The sequence below is a fragment of the Pelatocladus sp. BLCC-F211 genome (genome assembly GCF_041928655.1).
GTDB lineage: Bacteria > Cyanobacteriota > Cyanobacteriia > Cyanobacteriales > Nostocaceae > Pelatocladus.
Genome location: NZ_JBHFLM010000245.1, coordinates 1 through 22,067, shown reverse-complemented (window position 1 = coordinate 22,067; position 22,067 = coordinate 1). Strand labels below are relative to the sequence as shown.

General features: G+C 39.0%; 13 protein-coding genes and 1 pseudogene. 5 read left to right on the top strand and 9 right to left on the bottom strand.

What is annotated here, in order from left to right:
- Both ACE1AT_RS29430 and ACE1AT_RS29425 read left to right on the top strand, forming a co-directional pair.
- A pseudogene (locus ACE1AT_RS29430) lies at positions 1 to 208 on the top strand (hypothetical protein); the annotation flags it as partial.
- A 134-nt stretch (positions 209 to 342) separates the two neighbouring features.
- Complete coding sequence (locus ACE1AT_RS29425; protein WP_374874686.1) at positions 343 to 636, top strand: DUF5132 domain-containing protein; 294 nt, start codon at positions 343 to 345, stop codon at positions 634 to 636.
- Between the two features lie 62 nt (positions 637 to 698).
- Here ACE1AT_RS29425 and ACE1AT_RS29420 read toward each other — a convergent pair whose 3' ends face one another.
- Positions 699 to 3,056 (bottom strand): hypothetical protein, encoded by a 2,358-nt coding sequence (locus ACE1AT_RS29420; protein WP_374874685.1) that lies wholly within the window; start codon positions 3,054 to 3,056, stop codon positions 699 to 701.
- Positions 3,057 to 3,857: 801 nt separating this feature from the next.
- Between ACE1AT_RS29420 and ACE1AT_RS29415 the strand changes: the two genes are divergently transcribed.
- Together ACE1AT_RS29415 and ACE1AT_RS29410 are read left to right on the top strand one after the other, a co-directional pair.
- Positions 3,858 to 5,042: a glycosyltransferase family 4 protein gene (locus tag ACE1AT_RS29415; protein ID WP_374874684.1), complete on the top strand. Its 1,185-nt coding sequence runs from the start codon at positions 3,858 to 3,860 to the stop codon at positions 5,040 to 5,042.
- 119 nt (positions 5,043 to 5,161) lie between these two features.
- Complete coding sequence (locus ACE1AT_RS29410; RefSeq protein ID WP_374874683.1) at positions 5,162 to 6,304, top strand: glycosyltransferase family 4 protein; 1,143 nt, start codon at positions 5,162 to 5,164, stop codon at positions 6,302 to 6,304.
- Positions 6,305 to 6,394: 90 nt separating this feature from the next.
- Here ACE1AT_RS29410 and ACE1AT_RS29405 read toward each other — a convergent pair whose 3' ends face one another.
- Both ACE1AT_RS29405 and ACE1AT_RS29400 read right to left on the bottom strand, forming a co-directional pair.
- Complete coding sequence (locus tag ACE1AT_RS29405) at positions 6,395 to 7,006, bottom strand: hypothetical protein (RefSeq protein WP_374874682.1); 612 nt, start codon at positions 7,004 to 7,006, stop codon at positions 6,395 to 6,397.
- A gap of 143 nt (positions 7,007 to 7,149) precedes the next feature.
- Positions 7,150 to 7,737 (bottom strand): thylakoid membrane photosystem I accumulation factor, encoded by a 588-nt coding sequence (locus ACE1AT_RS29400; RefSeq protein WP_374874681.1) that lies wholly within the window; start codon positions 7,735 to 7,737, stop codon positions 7,150 to 7,152.
- 269 nt (positions 7,738 to 8,006) lie between these two features.
- On the opposite strand from ACE1AT_RS29400, the gene ACE1AT_RS29395 reads away from it, so the two are divergent.
- Positions 8,007 to 8,222 carry a hypothetical protein gene (locus ACE1AT_RS29395; protein ID WP_374874680.1) on the top strand — a complete coding sequence of 72 codons (216 nt, stop codon included), beginning with the start codon at positions 8,007 to 8,009 and terminating at the stop codon, positions 8,220 to 8,222.
- Between the two features lie 265 nt (positions 8,223 to 8,487).
- Here ACE1AT_RS29395 and ACE1AT_RS29390 read toward each other — a convergent pair whose 3' ends face one another.
- From ACE1AT_RS29390 to ACE1AT_RS29365, 6 genes are all read right to left on the bottom strand, one after another.
- Complete coding sequence (locus tag ACE1AT_RS29390; protein WP_374874679.1) at positions 8,488 to 12,660, bottom strand: AAA-like domain-containing protein; 4,173 nt, start codon at positions 12,658 to 12,660, stop codon at positions 8,488 to 8,490.
- A gap of 374 nt (positions 12,661 to 13,034) precedes the next feature.
- A complete protein-coding gene (locus ACE1AT_RS29385) occupies positions 13,035 to 16,103 on the bottom strand; it encodes a carboxypeptidase regulatory-like domain-containing protein (RefSeq protein WP_374874678.1) in 3,069 nt (1,022 codons plus the stop codon).
- Between the two features lie 213 nt (positions 16,104 to 16,316).
- A complete protein-coding gene (locus ACE1AT_RS29380) occupies positions 16,317 to 17,237 on the bottom strand; it encodes a molecular chaperone (protein ID WP_374874677.1) in 921 nt (306 codons plus the stop codon).
- A 54-nt stretch (positions 17,238 to 17,291) separates the two neighbouring features.
- A complete protein-coding gene (locus ACE1AT_RS29375; RefSeq protein WP_374874676.1) occupies positions 17,292 to 17,864 on the bottom strand; it encodes a hypothetical protein in 573 nt (190 codons plus the stop codon).
- Between the two features lie 120 nt (positions 17,865 to 17,984).
- Positions 17,985 to 18,575: a hypothetical protein gene (locus ACE1AT_RS29370; RefSeq protein WP_374874675.1), complete on the bottom strand. Its 591-nt coding sequence runs from the start codon at positions 18,573 to 18,575 to the stop codon at positions 17,985 to 17,987.
- Between the two features lie 189 nt (positions 18,576 to 18,764).
- Complete coding sequence (locus tag ACE1AT_RS29365) at positions 18,765 to 21,449, bottom strand: ELWxxDGT repeat protein (protein ID WP_374874674.1); 2,685 nt, start codon at positions 21,447 to 21,449, stop codon at positions 18,765 to 18,767.
- Positions 21,450 to 22,067: the final 618 nt, after the last annotated feature.

Genomic DNA, 22,067 nt, shown 5'->3' with positions numbered 1-22,067 from the left:
GCCAGTGCGTTGCGGGGGTTCCCCCCGTTGTAGCACCTGGCGTGGAGAGAACCACCTCTGGGTTAGATACCGCAAGGGGTCTAATCTAAGTGGACTCGTTGAACCAAGAATCCCTGTGGCTTTAGCCCAGGGAGTGTCAACACGAGCGATCGCATTTTACAGCAATTTTCAACTGAAAATGATGCCTTTACTTGGTTCAATCACTTAGCATATCGAGCATATCTATTGTATTTTTTAATACTAGCATTTGAATGAATTAACCAACGCTCTAGTGAAGCGGAAAGTATATATCATGAGCAAGGAGATAGACTGGAAGTATAAGGATATAGGAGGTGAAAACCTATGGCACTTAAACTTTTACCTGACATTCCAGAAATAGTTGAAGACCTTGGTATTCCTGGTATTGCTGCCTTCGTCCTTTTGCCTGTTCTGTTTCCAGTAATTGGTAAACCTTTAGCTAAGGCAATCATCAAAGGTGGAATTCTCCTCTATGAAAAGAGCAAGGGAGCGATCGCACCAGTTCGCGAAACGTGGGAGGATATCATCGCCCAAGCAAAGACGGAACTCGCTGCGGGGGAGGAAAAGCCGCTTAAATCTGCTGCAATCCGTACTGAGACAGCTTCTAAGAGAACCTAACTACGTCATTTGAACAGCTAGTGATCTCTCAAGCCAGCGGTTACTTTTCAGTCAGCTATTCACTATCCTGGTAGGCGATACATAATCACCTTGGCTTTAGAATTTTCTTCTACAAAAACTAAATACTCACCATTGGAACGACGAAAAGCCCGAATCCCAAAGGGTATGTCAACCCAGCCAACTTCATTACCAACTTCAGCGCCTGGTTTCAACTGTTGTACTTGTTTTCCTGTGCTGGCGTCATAGACAAATACGTCTGGGGTTTTACTGCTGGCAGCAAATACTCGGTTCCCTACTACATCCATGGCTTTGATGTGCAATTTGGGATCGCGTTTGACTTCGTATGGTAATGCTATGCGCCAGCCTATTTTTTTGGCTTTACTCCAATTATCGTAGCGGATGATTTCTGTGCCAACCAATCCCCAATCACCATCAATGTTGGGGCGATCGCTTGTATAACCGCTTAAATACATTGCATCCTGTTCGGGAAAATATTTGATTCTGGTAATAGTTTTAAATGGTTGGGGCATTGGTATCTTTTGCACAGTTTTGGTACTGTAAACAGGACAACCATGGGCATTTAATCCACCAAAGCGGTAATGTTTGATGTAGCCGTCTTCTGCTGCTTGCCAAACATCTCCTTTACTATCTATTTCCCAACCCCAAACAGAATTATCTTTTTCACCCGTGGCTTGATATTCGTTGGCTTGAGGTGAACCGTCGCCGTTTGCATCAATCCATATCCAACTACTATTTGTCGGTTCGTTGGCTAGCCAGTCTTCTTTGCCTTTGCCAAATATACCGCAGGGAACGGCAATTTCTCCATCAAAACGATACATTAATAAGCGTTCTGACATCATTTCTGAAGAGAGATATAACAAACGTTTTCCCTGCAAACGTCGGACAAAAGCCGCTGTGGGTGTGGTGTGTAGTCTGGCATCATTAGGGTAGCGGAATCGATCTAAGGTATAGCCTTTGTATTGCCATTCTTTACCACTACCTTTGCTGTAGTCCATGATAAAATGTTCGTCTTTGGTGAAGACGTTGGCGCCATCAGTACCGACATCAGCATCAGCAGTATCTAAAAATTGTAAACCCAGCAATTGCCACTGTAATTTGCCGGATGGGGAGAGTTTACGTAAGTCTACACCGGAACGATTGAAACCAACGTTACTAACATAGATATTTCCGCTTGCATCTGTACCAACTCCACTCAAACCGTAAAATTTCAAATCTCCGATTTCGCCACGTTTCCCTGAATAAATACCGCCTTGAGTCCCAAAAGTGCCTACTTGTTTAGGTTTATTGGCTATGTCATAGATTAATACCTGCTGACGCGGGCCGTTGTCTGCAACTAACAACCTGTTTTTATTATCGACTGCGATCGCACTTGGTTGAGCAACATCGGCGATCGCACCAGGTAATTGCTTCCCTGTTGGTGAATAATACCCAATTTGATTTTTACCTCGAATAATCCAGAGATTTCCTTTTTTGTCAAGAGCTATTTTGCTAGGATTACTTACTTTAAAGCTACGTATTTTTTTCATCGTAGCGGTGTTGTAGACATGAACCAAATTGGCTGCTTTGTCACTTGCATACAACACTTTTCCATCAGTTGCTAATCCTGTGACTTTATCTTTGGTACTAACTATTAACATGCTTTTATCCCAGCCACGCCCTTGAGGAAAAGGTGCTGGTTTTCCAGATAAGTTATAGCGTCTGATGCAAAACCAATCTGTACCTTTGGGGGGGTAATCTTCTCCTGCTTTTCCTTCGGGAGATTGCTGCATTGCTACATACATATACTTTTGATCAACTGCGATCGCATCTCCTCCCATTCTTCCCCAGCCATGCAAGTCATCAGCTTTACCAATGACGTCTCCATTTTTGTAAATACCTACTTCTCTTCCGGCTTCATCCCAATCTGTATTGGTGTAGACTGTACCGTCAGGAGCCACATACATATCACTTACTTGGATTTGTACCCATTTCTTACCATCACCAAATGAGTTACCTATCCAAGATGTTTTATAACTATTTACCGCAGATACTGTGTAAGAATTTGTAGCGGATGGTGTGAAAGTATCTGTTGCGGGTAATGTGTAATTCTCTGTTGCTGGTGGTGTGTATATGTTTGTTGTAGAAGGTGTATAAGTACTTTTTTCAGGTAATGTGTAGATTTTGATTGTAGGTGGTGCTGTGCCAATATTTGTTCCAGATGTCATTCTTCCAGTCAAATAAATGGCAATTAGAGTCACAGTGATCAATCCAGCAATGAAACTAAATAAGAACTTTAATCTCCTTTGAGTTCGGAAATTACCTCTTATTATTAAGTTATTGAGGTTACGAATTAAATCTTTTATTTTGCTTAGTTGTTGGTAATATAGCTGACTAATTTGTCGTTTAAATTTATTTTTCATAGTATATTTTTACGTAAATACCATTATTCTTGGATGATTGCTATGTAATTAATTATATTTTGATTTTTATTTTTTAATAAATTATCCTCAATATTAACGTTATTAATTATACTGAAATATCACTACTATATTTTTAGTTAATACAACACAACTATTTGGTTAAAAATAATCATTTTTTTGTCATTAATGCAATATTCATCAATAAAAGTAACCAAATTTTCCGTAAATATGGCTAATTTCATGAAAAATTTACAAAAACCACATTATTTTTTTAATTTTAGTTCATAATTTCTCATAAGAATTATATTTGCGATCGCAATCCATGTAGGAGTTTTAAAACCTCCACTGGCTTCTCTGTAAGTATTAGATACTCACTTGGCGAGGCTCAAATATTTGTAACCAAAGAGGATAATTTGTATACATTTAAATTATGTCTCTTTCTAAAATGGTCTAAATTTTCTACCTTAAAAGTGTCATCAAAAACTCTATAACTTTAAGTAATTCACTTTAGAGATTTTAATGTTTAATAGTTAGAATATTTTAACTAATAATTCCAAGGTACAAGCCTCTCCCCCTACCCATTCCCCCAAATGGGGGTTAGGGGGAAGGACTGTGTAGTCAATCAAAAATCTCAAATCTCAAATCTAAAAGTGTTTGACTTAAATCATCCAAGGAATGACAACAAAGTGTTAATTGATGTGTTTCATCGAAAAATAGAAACACCACAGCCATCAGTTTCTTGTTATTTTCAAATAAGGTGGCTCAAAAGCTGGTAAAAGTAAATACAAACACAAGTAGTTAATGGTTGAGGATATCGACGTGATAGGTAAGAAAACAAACAATACATCGTCAGCATATATTCTTTGCGTGGGAGTGGGTTGGTTTCCTACAACACCCGGAGGACTAGAGAGATATATGTATGACCTGACTCAAAAACTTGCAGAAAATCAAGACCAGATTGAACTATGTGGAGTAGGTCTACCGGATACCCAACTTAGTGTACCGATGAAGTTAACTAATTTGGCTTCACCAGATAGCCCGATTTGGAAACGGTTATGGTCAATTCGCCAAAATTTCCAGAAAACCAGAATGGGAAAACCAGATGCAATTAATTTGCATTTTGCTTTGTATAGCTTTCCGATATTAGATTTGTTACCCAAGGGAGTACCAATTACTTTTAACTTTCATGGTCCTTGGGCGTCGGAAAGTAAGCAAGAGGTAGTTCACCAACAATTAAGTGTTTTTTTTAAGCAGCAGCTGATCGAAAAAAGAACTTATGATCAGTGCGATCGCTTTATTGTTTTGAGTAAAGCCTTTGGTCAAATATTGCACAAACAGTATCAAATCCCTTGGGAAAAAATTTACATTATTCCTGGTGGGGTAAATACTGAGCAATTTAAGTCTAATTTATTACGTGCTGAGGCTCGCGCCAAACTTGGCTGGCCACAAGACAGGGCGATTATTTTTAGTAGTCGCCGCTTAGTGCGTCGAGTTGGAATCGACAAATTACTGCAAGCCCTGGCAATCATTAAACCAAGATTACCAGATTTTTGGTTAGCGATCGCCGGTCGCGGCCCAATCCAAGCAGCACTACAACAACAAGCAACCGAATTAGGACTCAACGAACATGTGAAATTTCTAGGATTTCTACCTGATGAGGATTTGCCTATAGCTTATCAAGCTGCTGATGTTAGTGTAATGCCTAGTCAGTGTTTTGAAGGATTTGGGTTAGCAGTAGTAGAATCCCTAGCCTGTGGTACTCCCGTTGTGTGTACTCCAGTAGGTGGAATGCCAGAAATTTTAGAACAATTTTCACCACAATTAATTACTTCTGGTATAGAAGTTTCAGCAATTGCAGAAAAATTAGAACAAGTGCTATTAGGAAAAATACCAACTCCTTCCAGAGAAGACTGTCGCCAGTATGTTACTGCTAATTTTGATTGGTATAAAATAGCGCAAGATGTTAGGACAGTAATATTGGCCTGACGATTATTTTAAGTAGCTGTTAGCAATTAAATTCATTTAACATGCATCCCACCTCCCACTTTTTGCACTCATGACATCAATGCAAGAGGTTTCATCTAGAAAATGTAAAAAGGTAAAATATGAAAGTTTTATTTTTAGATCAAAGTGGTAAACCAGGTGGTGCAGAACTGTGTTTGATAGACATTGCTAAACCTTATCGAGATCATTGTTTAGTTGGTTTATTTGCTGATGGTGATTTTAGAACTTTACTAGAAAAAAATCAGATTCCAGTTGAAGTTCTGACTACTCAGACCATCCAAGTTCGCAAAGAAAGTTCCTTTGCACAAGGATTAGCAAGTCTAGGACAACTCATACCTTTACTGGCTAAAGTTGTGCAAACAGCCCGTGAATATGATTTAATTTACGCCAATACTCAAAAAGCATTAGTTGTGGGAGCGATCGCCAGTTTTTTAAGTGGGCGTCCTTTGGTTTATCATTTACATGACATTCTTTCACCAGAACATTTTAGTCAAACTAACCGCCGTATTGCCGTAACAGCTGCCAATCGGGCATCATTAGTAATTGCTAATTCTCAAGCTAGTAAAACAGCATTTATAGAAGCGGGAGGACGTACAGAAATTACCACAGTTATCTACAACGGCTTTGATCCCAAAAACTATCAAATAGATGCATCTATAATTCATCAAACCAGACAACAACTAGGGCTAGAAGGTAAATTTGTCATCGGACACTTTAGTCGTCTTGCACCTTGGAAAGGACAACATATATTAATTGAAGCACTTATACAATGTCCTGAAGAAGTAACAGCAGTTTTAGTTGGAGATGCATTGTTTGGGGAACAAGAATATGTCCAAAAATTACACCAACAAATTGCTACATTAGGGCTAGAAAATCGAGTTAAATTTTTAGGATTTCGTTCCGATATTCCCCAACTAATGTCAGCTTGTGACTTGGTAGCACATACTTCCACTGCTGCCGAACCCTTTGGTAGAGTAATTGTCGAGGCTATGCTATGCGGAAAACCAGTCGTAGCAGCAAAAGCTGGTGGTGCAGTCGAATTAGTAGAAGATGGTATTAATGGCTTTTTATTTACACCAGGAAAACCCCAAGAACTTGCACAGATAGTTACTACCTGTTTACAGGAGCCAGAAAAAACTGCGATGATTGCCAGTTATTCCCAGACTACAGCAAGTCAGCGTTTTGATGTGAAAAATATTAATCAGCAAATAACCGAAGTGCTTAATATAGTAGATAGTAGATAGTAGATAGTAGATATAGCATTCCTAAATCATTCGCGAACAACAAGATCCCCGACTTCTTAAAGAAGTCGGGGATCTGGATATATCAAAAGATTAAGCAATTGGATGATTACCAGGGTTGACAGCATGAATAAACTCACTACCTGATGTCGGAAAACCTCGTTTATAACATGCTTCTTGTGGTTGACCCCATCCCAACTGCAAAATTATTTCTAAGAAGTTAGATTTTTCAAAACAACATATACTTGCCCATTCTGTTCTTTGGGCAATTCGATCAACATCAGCTTTAATTATTTGTTGATATTGCTTACCATTCTTAACACTTAAATATAAATCCATTTCTACAGTGACTTGGTTCCAAAATTCCAAGATAGAATTTCTTGCCACTTTTAATATATTTAAGTCGCCAGATAAAGCAATTAACTGAGAATCTACTTCGGGATAACGCAAGCTTTTACCTTTAACAGCCACCTCACGCCAAATAATCCCAGAAACGAGATATTCTTTTTGGTATTCATGGATAGCAGCTTTAAAATCTTGATAGGCGCTGAACTTTTGCAGCCCATCAGTTCTGATAAATTGGTCAATTACAGGATTACCAGAAATATCTACCTCTAATTTGAGGCGATCGCCTTTCAAGCAAGCTTGGCGTTCGGCTGCCAAAATTTTGATGAGATCCTCTGTAGTATAAACCTTTGACGTCATAAAGCATTTCATTAGTCATTGGTCATTCGTCATTTTCTTTGAGTTTCTACCCTTATTTGGATATTTTCTCTGGCGTTGATGGAAAATGCAGTATCAAGTTGTACTAAAATTTGAGGCAGACAAATTTAGTCTGCCCGCAATAATTATTCTTCTGTTAATTCACTATTTAACTCATTAAAGGAATGGCGTTTTAATTCCACTGATTCAGAACGTGGTAACAAACCAAACACTAGTCTTAGTTGATCGTCTACTTCTTCGTATGGTACTTGACCAGTCTTATTTAAGACAATCTGACCCGATTTATCAAACACGGCAACTTGGGGAACAGCGCCAGAGTAATAATAACCCGGCTCTGTGGAATTGTAGGTTTGCGTGGGTATAATCGAATCGACATCGACGGGAATAATTTCTGTGACTCCACCATAAAATGCTTGTAAACGTGAGACAACGATCGCATATTCTTTGCAATCACGGCTGTCATCAACATAGAAGACCAATAATGCTGGTTTATGTGCATTTAACGCTGATGCTAGTGTAGCTCTAGGCGGAACCAATGAACCATTCCCAGCATAAACCACGAATATATTACCGTCATATCTGTCATCTTTAAGTTCTGCAAACGCTGGTGGCATACTTAGAGACAATAGGCACACAAGCAGCAAAACTAAGGACAAAAAGCGTCGCCACTTCAGAATAATATTTGGTAAAAATTGCAACTTTATGCCTTTCATCAAAAAGAACCTTTTAACCTCTATTTTTTGTCAGTGGATACTGAATTCAGCACTTAATATTATGACGCCTGCTACCAATTTTTAAGATAACGCTTCTTTGACACTCCTGTGTCTAAAGGATGCTCTTGGCAAATTGTGCGATCGCTTGTTGTGAAGTGAGAGTGCGAATCACATGAAAAACATAAGGTTTAGCGCTTAACGCATCTTACGAGTAGTGATTGAAAAAGCTAAGATAAGAAGATTAAATATATTATGCAAAGCAAGCACTTATGCTACCTGTTCACAAAAAAATAGTGACTGATGAAGCAATGCGTCCAGTAGCAGTTCTCATTGACTATCAAGACTGGCAAAGAATTGAGCAAATATTAAAAGCCTATGAATCACAACAACAGGCAAATTTTGATTTAAATAAGTATGCAGGAGTAATTAAATTAACTCAAGATCCCCTAGAGTATCAACAGCAAATAAGGGATGAATGGAGTTGATGCAATCATTGCTGCAACCGCACAATCTTTAAACGCAAGATTATTTACAAATGATATTAGACTGACCAATATTACAGAAATTAATACTCAGACAGTACAAATTTAGGACTTACGCAATAACTCTCCCAAACTCTTATTTCTTCGTGTCCTTTGTGTCCTTTGTGGTTCGTTTTTTCATGATTTTGCGTAAGTCCTAAAATTGTATAATCCTAGCAATTCTCTACAATTCTTCCACACAAATCCCCATGTCCCCCTTCCACGCTCTCTACTCACTCTGCAACTTCTGCAACACTTCTGGTGTCAACGGGTTCTTACCTGCACTTAAATCTTTCACCCAACTTTCGCGTTTTGCTTTCCCCCCAGGATTATCAACCCATTGGATATATACTTGAAAATCTTCAATTGCGCCTTTGGTGTCACCAGTTAACGCCCTTGCTAAACCACGACTATCACGGATATTACCATCATCAGGCAGAAGAGACACGGCTTTTTCACAAGCAAACATCACATCTTTAGCGTAACCACGCAAGCTACCTTCCCAGCAGAGATTATTCCAAGAATTAGCTAAGGTTTGTTTAGATGGCTGTAACTTTTCAATTTCTGTGTATGTCGCTATGGCTTTTGTCAAATCACCCTGTTTTAAATACTCTTCAGCTTTGGGAATTAAATTTTGTTGATTAATTAAACCTTCTGCTGCTAACTGTTTGGCAACGAATTCAGCGTTATCTTGTACACCATCAGTATATGGATTAAGATCAATTTTGGGATCAAGTTTCTGCGCTTGTCTAAATTTTTTGAACGTACCAGAAAAATCACCCTGAATTGCTAGTTCAATACCTTGAGTTACAAAAGCCGATGCTGCTTTCACATCGGGATTAATATCTAACTTAGAGTCCCATTTTTTCGCTTTTTTAAACTTAGCTACAGCCTCTTGATATTTACCTGCTGTTGCTAAGTTTTCACCTTGGTTAACTAAAGCTGGTGCTGCTGCTAAAAACAGAGATTGATTTTGGCAAACTTTGAGTTTTTCTAAAGTATCTGGATGGGAAATTAAATATGATTTTAACGTACTGCAACCCCGCGAGAGGACATCATCTATATTTAAACGCCAAAGTTTGACTGTTTCATCAGCACTCCCAGAAGCAAGGACTTTACCATCACTGCTAAATGCAAGGCTGGTGACAGCAGAAGTATGTCCTGTGAGGGTGCGAATTTCTTTACGAGTGGCGACATTCCAAAGTTTAATTGTATTGTCATTGCTACCAGAAGCTACAACTTTGCCATCTGGACTAAACACTACACTTTTGACAATATCACTATGTCCGGTTAAAGTTTTAATAACTTTTTCACTGGCGACATCCCAGAGTTTGATTGTTTTGTCATCACTTCCAGCAACAAGTATTTTACTATCCGGGCTAAATGCAATGCTTGTAACTGAACTTCCATAGATGAGAGTTTTGATGACTTTACCAGTGGGGACATGCCAAAGTTTGATTGTTTTGTCAGTACTTCCAGAAGCAAGGATTTTACCGTCTGGGCTGAATTTGATCGTTGCGATCGCACCACTGTGATCAAATAAAGTTAAAATTTCTTTGCTAGCTGCAATATCCCAGAGTTTAATCTTACCGTCATAACTTCCAAAAGCAAGTATTTTCCCATCCGGGCTAAATCCAACACTACTGATATATAAATCATCCCCACTTAAAGTTTTGATGGCTTTACCAGTAATCAAATCCCAGAGTTTAATCGTCTTGTCAGCACTACCAGAAGCAAGTGTTTTGCCATCTGGACTAAATGCAATACTTGTAATCGCAGCGCTATGTTCTACAAGGCTATTAACAGTTTTACCAGTATTGGTATCCCAGAGTTTGATTGTGTTGTCAACACTACCAGAAGCAATAATTTTACCATCCGGGCTAAATCCGATGGTATTGATCTGAGATTCATGCCCATTTAAAGTTTTAATATCTTGATTCTTGCTAAAGTCCCAAAGTTTAATTTTGTTGTCGTCACCACTAGAAGCAATCAGATTACCATCGGCGCTAAATGCTACACTTTTGACACTACCCTCATGCCCATGTAAAGTGTAGGTAGCTTTGGCAGTCGTGACATCCCAAATTTTAATTGTATTTTCGTAATTACCAGAAACAATCAGATTGCTATCTGGGCTAAATGCGACGCTAGTAACCGAACTGTTGTTTCCTATCAAGGTTTTAGCTTTACCAGTGGCGACATCCCAAAGTTTGATTGTTTTGTCATCACTTCCAGAAGCAATCATATTGCCATCGGGACTAAATGCTACGCTATTAACTGTATCAGCATGTCCAGTTAAAGTTTTGATCGCTTTACCAGTCGCCACATCCCAAAGTTTGATTGTATTGTCAGAACTAGCAGAAGCAAGTATTTTGCCATCCGGGCTGAATACAATACTATTAACTAAATCCGTATGCTCGGAGAGATTTTTAATAACTTTACCAGTGGTGACATCCCAAAGTTGGATAATGTTGTTATTGCTACGGGAAGCAAGTATTTTGCCATCAGGACTAAACTTTATTTCATAAATCGAATTATTTTGACTGGATAGGGTTTTGATGACTTTACCTGTAGTGACATCCCAAAGTTTGATTGTTTTGTCATCACCGCCAGAAGCAATTATTTTACCATCCGGGCTAAATGCAACGCTTTTGAGTGTACTTTCATTCCCAGTCAAAGTTTTGCTCACTTGACCTGTGTTAATATCCCAAAGTTTGATTGTATGATCACTGCCAGAAGCCATTGTTTTGCCATCTGGGCTAAATACCACACTTGTAGGACGGCTAGAATCTTCAAAGGAATTTTTCTGTTGAATCTGCGCCAAAATATCTTGAATGCTGAGGATGGGACTAAAAGCAGGGTAATCAACTATAGAATGGTTTTGGTTATTTTGGTTAACTAAGCGTTTGAGGGTTTGTCCTGCTGACATCGCCATTAATAAACCATCAATTTGGTTTTGCTTAAATCTTTCCAAAGCATAGTTACCATTGCGTTCTACTTGAATTGCAGTAAAAGCCCTTTGTCTAGCTTGTTCTGTTCCTACTGCTACCACTAAAGCCCCTAGTAGGGATACTCCTAAAATACCAGCCCCAATGTAAGTTTGGCGTTTGGCTTTCTGTTGCGCTGACTCTAAAATCTGCTTCGCTTGTTTCTCTGCTTCTTGATTAGTAATAGCCCAAGATTCTAATATTTCTGCGTAGGGGCGTAAATCTGTTAAGGCTTTTGCTACCCAGTTTTGATTAAAAACAGACTCGTAAATCCGGTTGTATACTTTTAACTTGCCCTCACATTCAACAACTAACCCCGTCAGTCGTAATTCCATCTGTTCCTGGCTATTGTCACATGCTAATTCCCCGTGCTGCAAAATTTCCTGATATAAATATAAATATCTGCACGCTTTTTGATGATTTTTCAGGATGCGATCGCGAATTGTCCGCAAATGTTCTGGTTCATCGCGAAATTCCCAATTTTCCAGGATTCGAGATTTGACAACAGCTTCTACCCAATCCCCTTTGCTACTCCCAGCAGGGAAAATATCTCCTCCGAACTCTCTCCCATCAAGAAAGTTAAAAAATTCCCCTCCTTCCCTACTAAGGAACAGGTTAGGTCTATTTTCTTCCAACTCCCGCAAGATAATTTCACACAACTTCTGCGTCAAAAACGGCTGTCCACCAGTCCAAGCCAATATCTCTTGCATCATAGCTTGGGGATTAGTAACTTTTCCTACAAATCCTTGCGTCAGCGAATCAACTTCCTCTAACTTAAATCCTTGTAATTCAATCGCCCTACCAATATTAAACGGTGTGCGCTTTTTATCTGCAATCAAATCACTAGGAGTAGCTACACCAATTAATACAAAATTCAAACGATTATATACTGATTGATCAGCACGCTGATTGTAACAATTACGAATCACAGCAAAAAAATCCTCAATCGGAAAACTCAAACTGAGAACACTATCAATTTCATCAACAAAAATTACTATCTGTTCAGTAATTTTTACTAATAAAACATCTTCAATAAACTTGCTGAATCGCTTCACAGGCGACAACAAATGATGCTCATTCCACCAAGTTTCTAAATCAAAATTGTGATATAAATTGAAACTTCCTATCAAGCTATCAATTACCCCTGCATACCATTGTTCTGGGGTAATATCCCAAGTTCCAATTGCAGTCATATCAACAGCAGCACAAGCAATTCCTTCTTCTTGCAACCTCTGTATCGTTCTCACTCGCAAACTCGATTTACCCATCTGTCGCGAGTTTAAAACATAACAAAATTCTCCCCTTTTCAGTGCTGCGTACAAATCTTGATCTGCTTGCCGCATCACATAGGTGGGAGAATTAGCAGGTAAACTACCCCCGACTTGATATTGGTAGGTTAAGTATTGCTGTACTTTCATGGGTTCCAGTTGGAATTGCTGAGACTGGCCAGATTAATAGTTATTAGTTATATCACTTGAGAAACAATTCCTCCAGCATATGATTAATAGCTTGATAACTGACAACTAATTTGAATGCGATCGCCTGTTTTAAAAAACAAGAACCCCAACTTTTCTAAAAAGTCGGAGATCTATGTCAAAGACTGAAAGATTGGTAGAGAAATATAGCTTGCTTATTGCAACAAATTACACTGCTAATTCAACAGCATTAATTGAATTAATGTAGTTTGTTAGTGTTGTAATAGTCTAGTTATATGCAGATTCTTAACCGATTGACACTCTTACCACTGAATCAATGACAATCCTAACGAGTAAACTTTATTGTACCAGCCTACTTATTTTTTATTAATTGCTGCTGAGATAGGTAGTTGTAAATTTTGATCATAAGCAAAGTCATCTTTAATTTGCACTACTCGCTTGGGTAGATTATCGCTTGCTGCCGTAGCATCTTGTGAAAGAACCTGGATTGTGTACTTACCAACAGGAACATTATCAAAGCGATAAAGACCAAACTCATCTGTTACCCCAGATGCAACGCGTTTACCATCAGCATTGATAAGTTCTACTTGTACTTCTGAGATTGGTTGATCTGCTGCATCGGTGATCTTTCCAGCTACACCATATTCTTCTCTCACAGGGAAATCTAAACGAGTCACAGCAGATGCTCCTACTTCTGCCACTATACTGGTTTTGATAGTAGAAAGTTCTACAGGTAATTTATCTGGATCTATTTCAACTACGTACATACCTTCTGGTAAATTACCAACAAAGAAATTGCCATAGGAGTCTGTTTTGACTGCACCAATTCTCTGATTACGACTATTAACTACCTGGATAACGGCTCCATCTAAGTCAAAGTGTTTATTTTTTCCTTCGACTACGATTCGTCCTGCTATTGCACCTCGTTCTCGTCCTAATCCAGAATACTTCGCGGGGGTAATTTTGCCTTCAGCAAAAGATAAATCTGATACTAGAGAAACTGTCAATCGTTCGTCTCCAATACCACCAATCTGATTTGTAGTTCTTGAAGGAATAGCTTGGTAATCAACTCTAGCCAATAAACCTGGAAGCACTTGCATACTTGCACCGGCTATTGGCCCCACTTCACCTTCGCTGTAAGCAAGTCCTAACCTCCAGCTTAAACCACCAAGTCTAGAGGAACTATAGCCAACAGCTGCTGTGTAGCGAGATGCTAAATCGCCTCCAAATTCTCCACCCAAAGATAATTGATATTCTCGATTCAGTTTGTATGTAAAATCTGAAGTGTATATGTCACCATAAGTATTAAAAGATAGTCTGCTTGCAGAAGTTGGTTGATAGAAAGCACTAAATAAATATCGTCCTGCAAAATCAGGTCTACCCCTCAGCGATAAGCCAGAAAAAGGAATTATTGAAAAAGTTGGTAGAATGTATGTAGCCGAATCATTTTCGTTTTGGCGACTGCGGGCAAGAATTCCTAAATTGAATGTATTGCTGAAACGATAATTAATATCTAGACTATGGTTGTAGCGATCGCGCGATTGGTTAGTGGAGTTATATCCATTGGGAAACAACTGAGAATTACCGAGAATTTCTAACTGACCGAAATCTACATCTAAATCTGCTGTGTAACCTAATTCACCACCGGATGTCCCAATACTAGTAGCCAGAATAGCCGGATTTGCTAGCCGCCAAACAAAACCTGCTTGTGCTTGCAAGGTATCAGGAATAGCCTGAACGGCCCCTTCAAATGTGAAATTCTCAGAGAATCCTTGACGGAATTGATAAAATCCAACTGGTTTACCAGCATCACCATTGAAACCATTGAATATAGAATCTTGGATGACATTCCCGGTTAATCCCAATCCAGCTAGCTGAACATTTCCACCAGCAGGTAGTAATAAATCCGAAGAATTTAGTCTTAAAGAACGAATCTCGATTGGTACGCTAAGATTGTTGCGATCGTAAACTAACAGTTCTATTTCATTAGTATTGCCAACTGGTATATTGACATCAACAAATTCATATATTCCATTCAGTCCTACCTGCTGTTGGGCGACGATAACTCCAGCGATTCTTAGCTGTACAAAACTTGCAGGAGATACTTCACCTTCAAATGTTTGTCTAGGTCGAGAACGTCTAGGTAAAAGCTCGGCAGCGCTGTTACTTTGATAAAATGATTCAGATGGCAAATTGGAAAAACCTATTTGCGCTCCAGTCAAATTCATACCATTTAATAGGGGATGCAATCCAATCTGCTGTCTACCTACTTGATAGCGAAATTGACCATTACGTTTATAGAAAAAGTATTCAGCAACATCTGGTTGATTCTCGAAAGTATTATTCAGACGAACTCGCCATGTTCCTCCTGCTAACCTTCCTCCTAAAAGAGTAGAACTACGCAGGTTTGTATCTCCTGAGTTTCTATAAAGGTAAAGCTCCTGCCTCAAATTAGAAAGTGCGCTGCTAGGAGGTCGTACTTCTGGTTTTAATTCAGGGGTAGCTTGTCCAGATTCACTGCTACTCCGCCGCCAAGGTAAATCAACTATTAAAGCTAAATCTGAAGCTTTAAACTCAACTTGAGTTAATAATTTGTCTTTGAGAAAAGTATCATTTATATATGTGACATTATTGATTTTTTTCAGGTTGGTTTCAGCTATATCTACTGAACCTAAAGGAGTTTTTAATTGTAGAATACCATTTAGCTTAACGATTTGAAAATCAGCAATTTCTGCAAATTCTTCTAGTGGAATTAAAATAGCATCTCCATCTAAGCGAATTTCTAAGTTCCCAACTTCACGTTGGTTGATAATTACACCAACCAAAAAACTACCACTTAAAGATTTGATATTTTGGGCAAGATTATTTGAATCATGATTAACAGGCTGAGAAACAAGATTTGGCTCTTCTGCTTTGTTAATCTCATTAGTAGATTTTTTGGTGTTGTTATAATTGCTTAATTTTTGCGTGCCATCAGAGACATTAGAAGCTGTTTGAGTATGAGCTTTTGAATTTGCTGGGAGATTAGCAATTAATTGATTACTAGAAGATTTATTTTCTCTAAATTCTAAATTAATATCTGCTGACGAAGTTGATATCAAATTAGTTTGAATGGGAGAAAATTCCGGCATTAAATCCTGATAAAATGTCAATATATCTGCTAATGTCTCATCGTGTTGAGTTGATAACTTAATCTGATGATTAAGATAATCAGTTTCTTTGTGTTTTAATGATGAATTTAAAGTTTGTGCTTTTGCAGTTGTTGTTTTACCACTATTTTCTGCAACGACTTCTGCAATCAATTGTGATTGTTTAGAAAAAGATGGTTTTTCCTTTTCTAGAAACAGTTGAGTAACAGCCTGATCTGACTGTATAGCAATTGATATAATCGGTGGTGCAGGTGGCAAAGCTGGGGGATAAAGCATACTCAAGCACAAGAATTACAGTAGACTGAGAATTTAAGCAAGCAAATATTCACTACCTACATAGTTTTGAGGTAGTAAATAAATTGAAATTTACTCAAGTCCGCCCAAGCAGACTTTGTTTATATAGCTGCGAATTCTATTCGCTAAGACAATATGAGAGCATTAATGAATGCAGATTTATTCAGAGAATTTCTACTTTGAGAACAGCACAAACTATCTGCTCTGAAGGGGAGTTTTTAGATTACCAGAATTCACAGTCTGAGTTTGTGATTTTTTGCTAGTAGTCTGGACTGGAATAGTGAAAGGAATGCCTTGGTCAATTTTTATACCATTTAATTCGCCGTTAAGATCCAAGACGTATTTACCAGGAGGTAATTTTTTGGAAATGGGCAGTGAAATGCGACTACGATGATCAGGCAGGATAGGTGAGATTGGTAAGATTCCTGCATGTATTATCTGAGCGGGGATTTTTTTCCCTGGTTTCTCCAATTCGTCTATAGGTTTTGTCACTTCTGCGCCAGGATATTTATCAGCTTGCCAAATAGCATATTGACCCTTTAGGCGTATGTGACCATTACCTGTGTTAGAAATATCAAATACTGCTGTCGGTGCTTTCAATTCAGTATTTACCCTGATGGAATTAATAGCACCTACTTTTTTAATGTCTCCCACATAACCGTAAATAGCAACAGCTAACCGTCCCACTGTGCGTACACCTTTTGTTTTTCCCTGAGTAGGAGGGATCTCTTCTAAAAACATCACAGCCCGATGTTCACCGGGCTTTGGCTGTACTCTGGGGCGAATGCTAAAACGTACAGTCTGAGCGCCGCGAGGTGGGATTGTAAATTGAGAGGGAGTGAAGATAATCCACTGTGCTAATGATTCTTCTGTAGAAGGAATTTCCACTAACTTATTGTCTTCACTCATCTTCCAAGAACGGACATAAGCTTTGAGTTCCACTGGCTTGGAAGAAAGATTAACCACACGAATTGATTGCGTAGTAGATTTACGATTAATTTTTAGTTCAAATCGAGGTGGGCTGACACCAATATTGATGACTGCTGTGGCGCTTGGTATTCCCAGAGTTAACGCCCCGATTAAACTTAAGGCTATAGTTGTAGACTTTCTAAGCATCAGTATTTAATTTTTCACTCCTTCACACACCAGTTGTAGGTAGGCATAACATACCTACTTCTCTTGTCTATTCACTGTCACTGTTAATACACCACCGTATTCCCCTGCGACTGCGGCAGTTGACAGGTCAAATTGCAAACGTACACCCCCTTCTACTACAGCTGTATTAGTAGTTTCATCACGTGATACCTCTACAATTGGTAATGCTTCCACATGAGTTCGCATATTTTGATTAGTGCGATCGCTACTACTGAAGCCATCACTTTGTCCATTCACAGCCTTGAGTTCATAAGTTGCATAAAGAGAATCAACTTCATCTATAGGAACCCGCATTTGCCACATTCCAGGAAACTCACGGGTGACAACTGTGTTAATTGGGGGAGGAGCTAGTAAGTCTTGCTCATTGCTAACTGTTTCACTTTCAGAAGCAGGTAAAACTTCCCCTAACTGCTGTGGAGGAATAGTCAGTTGTTGGGGAGTCGCTAACTCATAGATTTGTGTTGGTTCTGGCAAAACCACCGACGGTTCTGCCCATGCCTGGGATTGTGACAAAGTTAAAAGTGTTACTAATATACCCAGGCAACGTTGTAGATGACGATTATGGCTAAATTTGTGAGTGCTGATCATTTAGCTAAATTTTTTACAAGTCTAGTTAAGATGGGTAGATGTCCCATCTATAGCTGCTTGTGGTTGGCATCTTGCTTGAGATATACAGCAGGCAAGACGCCTGCACCACAAATTCTGTATTTACAGAGTTGAAGCTGTTACAGTGATTGTTCCGGTGTAGTCGTCTGCTGATGTGTTAGAAATATCCGGTAAATCTATGTCTACACCTCCAACATAGGGAGTGCTTAAGCCCACTGTAGAAGTTGGATCAGCGCTTGTCTTAGTAAGATTGGCTGTTATAGTGTCTGAGTTATTTACACCAGTGAGAGTAACAGTGGTACTCAAATTGACATTTACACCATTAGGATTGTTAGACCAAATTGCAAACAGTTCGTTTACAGTTTTAGTGATACCAGCTGTAGCACCAGTAAATGGACTAATTTGATCAATAGTGGTAGTACCGTCTGTTGTACCAGCAGGAGTACCAGTAGTAGAGTAATCAGGAGCAATATTAACTCCACTCGCAGTTACTGCTGTACCACCAGCTAATTCAGCCTCAGTAACAGCCAAGTTGACATTGTTAAAAGTCCGCAAATAAAGGATTTCTGGCACACTCACGTTTACAGTCACAGGTTGGCTAGTAGATAGCTGCGCTTGAGCAGGCGCAGAAAACAGAGAACCACCTACAACAGCAGTACCAACAGCAGCAAAAGCAAGAATTTTGTTCTTCATAATTAAAAATCACTCCTCAAATAGGATGTAGTGTTAAGTTTGTAAATTGCAAATTTGTACAACGATTTCCTGGCAAAGTAGATACAGTTCTGAGGTTTGATAGTCACCCTTTCAGCAAAGATTTTCTGATTCGATAACTCCTGTGCAAACGAATCTGTAATCTTTCAAGTTCACTCAATTACTTTCTCTTTAGGTTATAGACATCACCTCCTCTGTCATCACCCACAATTCGGTTCCGTTTGTTCCGTCATTGGCGGTGAAGAATAACTTGTTACCAACCACAGTTAAGTTGGCAGGGTTAGCATCACCGACTCCGGGATTAATATCACTAACTCTGCTTGGAACTGAAACTGGGCTGTCAAGCTTCCACAATTCCCTGCCATTTGTAGATTCTGAAGCGGCAAAATACAGGGTATCGCCAAACAAAACGAAACTATCAGGAATGCTGCTGTCTGTACCAGACCAAATATCATTCACAAAGAATTGGTTGCCATCGGTTAGCCATAATTCAAAGCCAATATTAGGATCATAAGTAGTGAAGGCTAATAAAGAATCATCAATGGCTGTCAGGTAGATTGGACCAAAACCAATATTGGGCGCTTCTGCCAGATTGGCGTTCATCGGGACAGTTACAATACCATCGCTTTTCCACAGTTCCTGTTCAAAGTCGCCATCACTATCGGTGACGAAGAACAGAGTATTGCCAACTGCGGTGAGATAGGTTGGACCAAAAACGCTATCCAGGTTTGTGAGCCTACTAGTTGTAGTGCCATCATTCATCCATAGCTCAACCCCATTAGTACCATTATCAGCAGTGAAGTAGAGGCGGCTACCAGCAACAGTGAGTTCGGTAGGTGATGAGCTAAACGCACCTGCATAGATATCCGTTACCAGACTAGTAGTCGTACCATCACTTGACCACAGTTCAGTACCATTCACTCCGTTATTAGCTGCAAAATAGAGCTTGTTGTTAAAACCAACCAGACTGGACGCGTTGGAACTGCTAGCACCAGAGTAAATATCTTTGACTAGGCTAACAGTATTGCCGTTGTACACCCATAGTTCTCTACCATGAATGCCATCATTAGCAGTAAAGAAGAGATTGTTGCCAACAACTGTAAGATTACTTGGAGCAGAGCTACCAGAACCGACATTAATGTCTGTGAGAATCTGGGCTGTGGTACCATCGTACATCCACAGTTCTGTACCATTCGTGCCATTATTGGCGGTGAAGACCAGCTTGTTACCAAAAGCTGTGAGATTATCTGGATTAAAATTGCTACTATTAATGGTGGTAAGACGAGTATTGGTTACTCCATCACTCTTCCACAATTGAACGCCGTTAGTACCATCATTAGCAGTAAAATACAACGTACCATTTAGTACTGTGAGATTATCAGGATCAGAACTACCGCCACCTGGAGAAATTTGCAGTATCTGGGCTTGATACTCAGCGAACAAACTCAGATTATAAAAAGTGTTGGCAGAACCAATAGAGTTAATCTTGATATAGTAAGTACCTGCTGCTAGTGTGGTGTTGATATTTTCATCAGAATTACCTGCTTGAGTAGAACTTTGGACTAAACTTCCATTGTTGTAAAGCAACTCTACATCGGCATTGCCAGTTAGACCACTGAGGTTAAGGCTGAAGTCACCGTTATACGTCAGAGTGAACTTGTAGTAATCAACGGTGTCAATATTGCCAACAAAATCACTGTAATTTTGCGAGCCATTCAAATTACCGATGTTATTAGCTGTATTCAGTGTGTTAGGAGCAATGTCAGTCCCAATCGCGGTAGCGGAAACACTAAGATTGTAGTTGGTTGCTGCACCGGAAATAGGAAATACTCGGATATAGTAAGTACCTGCATTTAAGCTACGGTTGATAGAGTCAGGTGTAGTGCCTGTTTGCGTAGAACTACTTATAATCCCACCACTACTATTTAGCAGTTGGACATCGGCATTTGCTGTTGTAGGTGTTAATGTGAAGTTAATAAGGGTATTTGACGTTAAATCAAAGCGATAATAGTCGTTAGGGTCAGCACTGTTAACAAAATCTGAGATTGTTGGAGAAGTGAAAGGGTCAATATTGTTCGCGGTTCCTAGTGTATTTCCTGCGTTGTCTGGGGGGTCGGCGCTAAAGGAAAGATCCAAATTATAGTTTGTGGCAGCACCAGAACCACTAGGAAAAACCCGTACGTAATATGTACCGCTTGTCAGAACTCTGCTAATTGACTCTGAATTAGTATCTGCTTGAGTGGAACTTGCAATTACTGTGCCAGAATTGTTGTAAAGTTCAACGTTGCCATTACCTACCAGACCATTCAAAGTTAAATTGAACGTCCCACTATTGGCTACGTTAAATTGGTAGTAGTCATTGGTGTCGGTGACAACACCTCTATTACCAACGAAATCAGTAGTAGTGTAGCTGGTGAGAGTGCCAATATTCAATGCTGTTGCTAGTGCGTTATCTGAGTTACCACTTTCTTGAATTGAGTAAGTTACAAGGGTAAGGTCGTAATTAGTGCTAGCACCACTGACTGAAGCAACACGAACGTAGTAAATACCGGGATCTAGGGTGCGAGTGATTAATTCTGATGTAGTACCACTAGAATCTGCTGTTTGCAGAACTGAACCCGTTTCAGGATATAGTTGCAAAGAAGCATCACCAGTCAAGCCATCTAAATCCAAACTGACAAGACTGGAACTACTGACCTGGAATTTATAATAATCGCTAATATCAGAACTGCTAACTGAGTTTTGAAAGGTGTTAGGAGTAGTACTAAGGGAACCACCAATATAGGATGCTGATCTTGTGTCTAAAGCAGTACTTCTGCTACCCCCTGGATCTGGAAATGCTGAAAATGTTGCCATGAAAGTCTACTGACTCCTTCCAAAAATATTTTTATGTTTGTTTTGATGGCAGTAGTCCCTGATGGGTGATTGAAAACTTTTTTGTCTAGCTTCAATTGAGTAATAGATGCCAAGATGAAATTTTTGACAAGCTGTAGCTTATTTGACTTTATTTAGATTTTATGTCTAAGTAAAAAATGTAATTTGTGTGTAAATTAATACTCAAAAATAATGCTATTTTCTAAGATAAAGAAAAAATTTATTGTTTTATCGATAACTTAAGAATGTCATTCCAAATTACAATAACCAGAATATAGCTTTTACGTTTTAATGTTTACTTCAGTAAAATTGTGTAATTTAAAAGCCTATTTTTTTATCAATTATCGTATAAATACGGATTTAATAAATATTTTTTAGTGCATTTAAACAAAAAATCCTACTTAGAAGAGTTTTTAGAGAATAAACGGTACTAAAATTTAGTACAAAATATGGACAAGATGTCAATAACCCCGCCCTAAAGAGGGACGGGGCTTGTAAGAGCCAAATCTTACGTGTTTGACTAGCCCACTGAGCCTAATCAAGGCAACGCACTTCCGAATACTTCCCCAGTTCGGACATACTGTAAGACTGTTTGGTCAG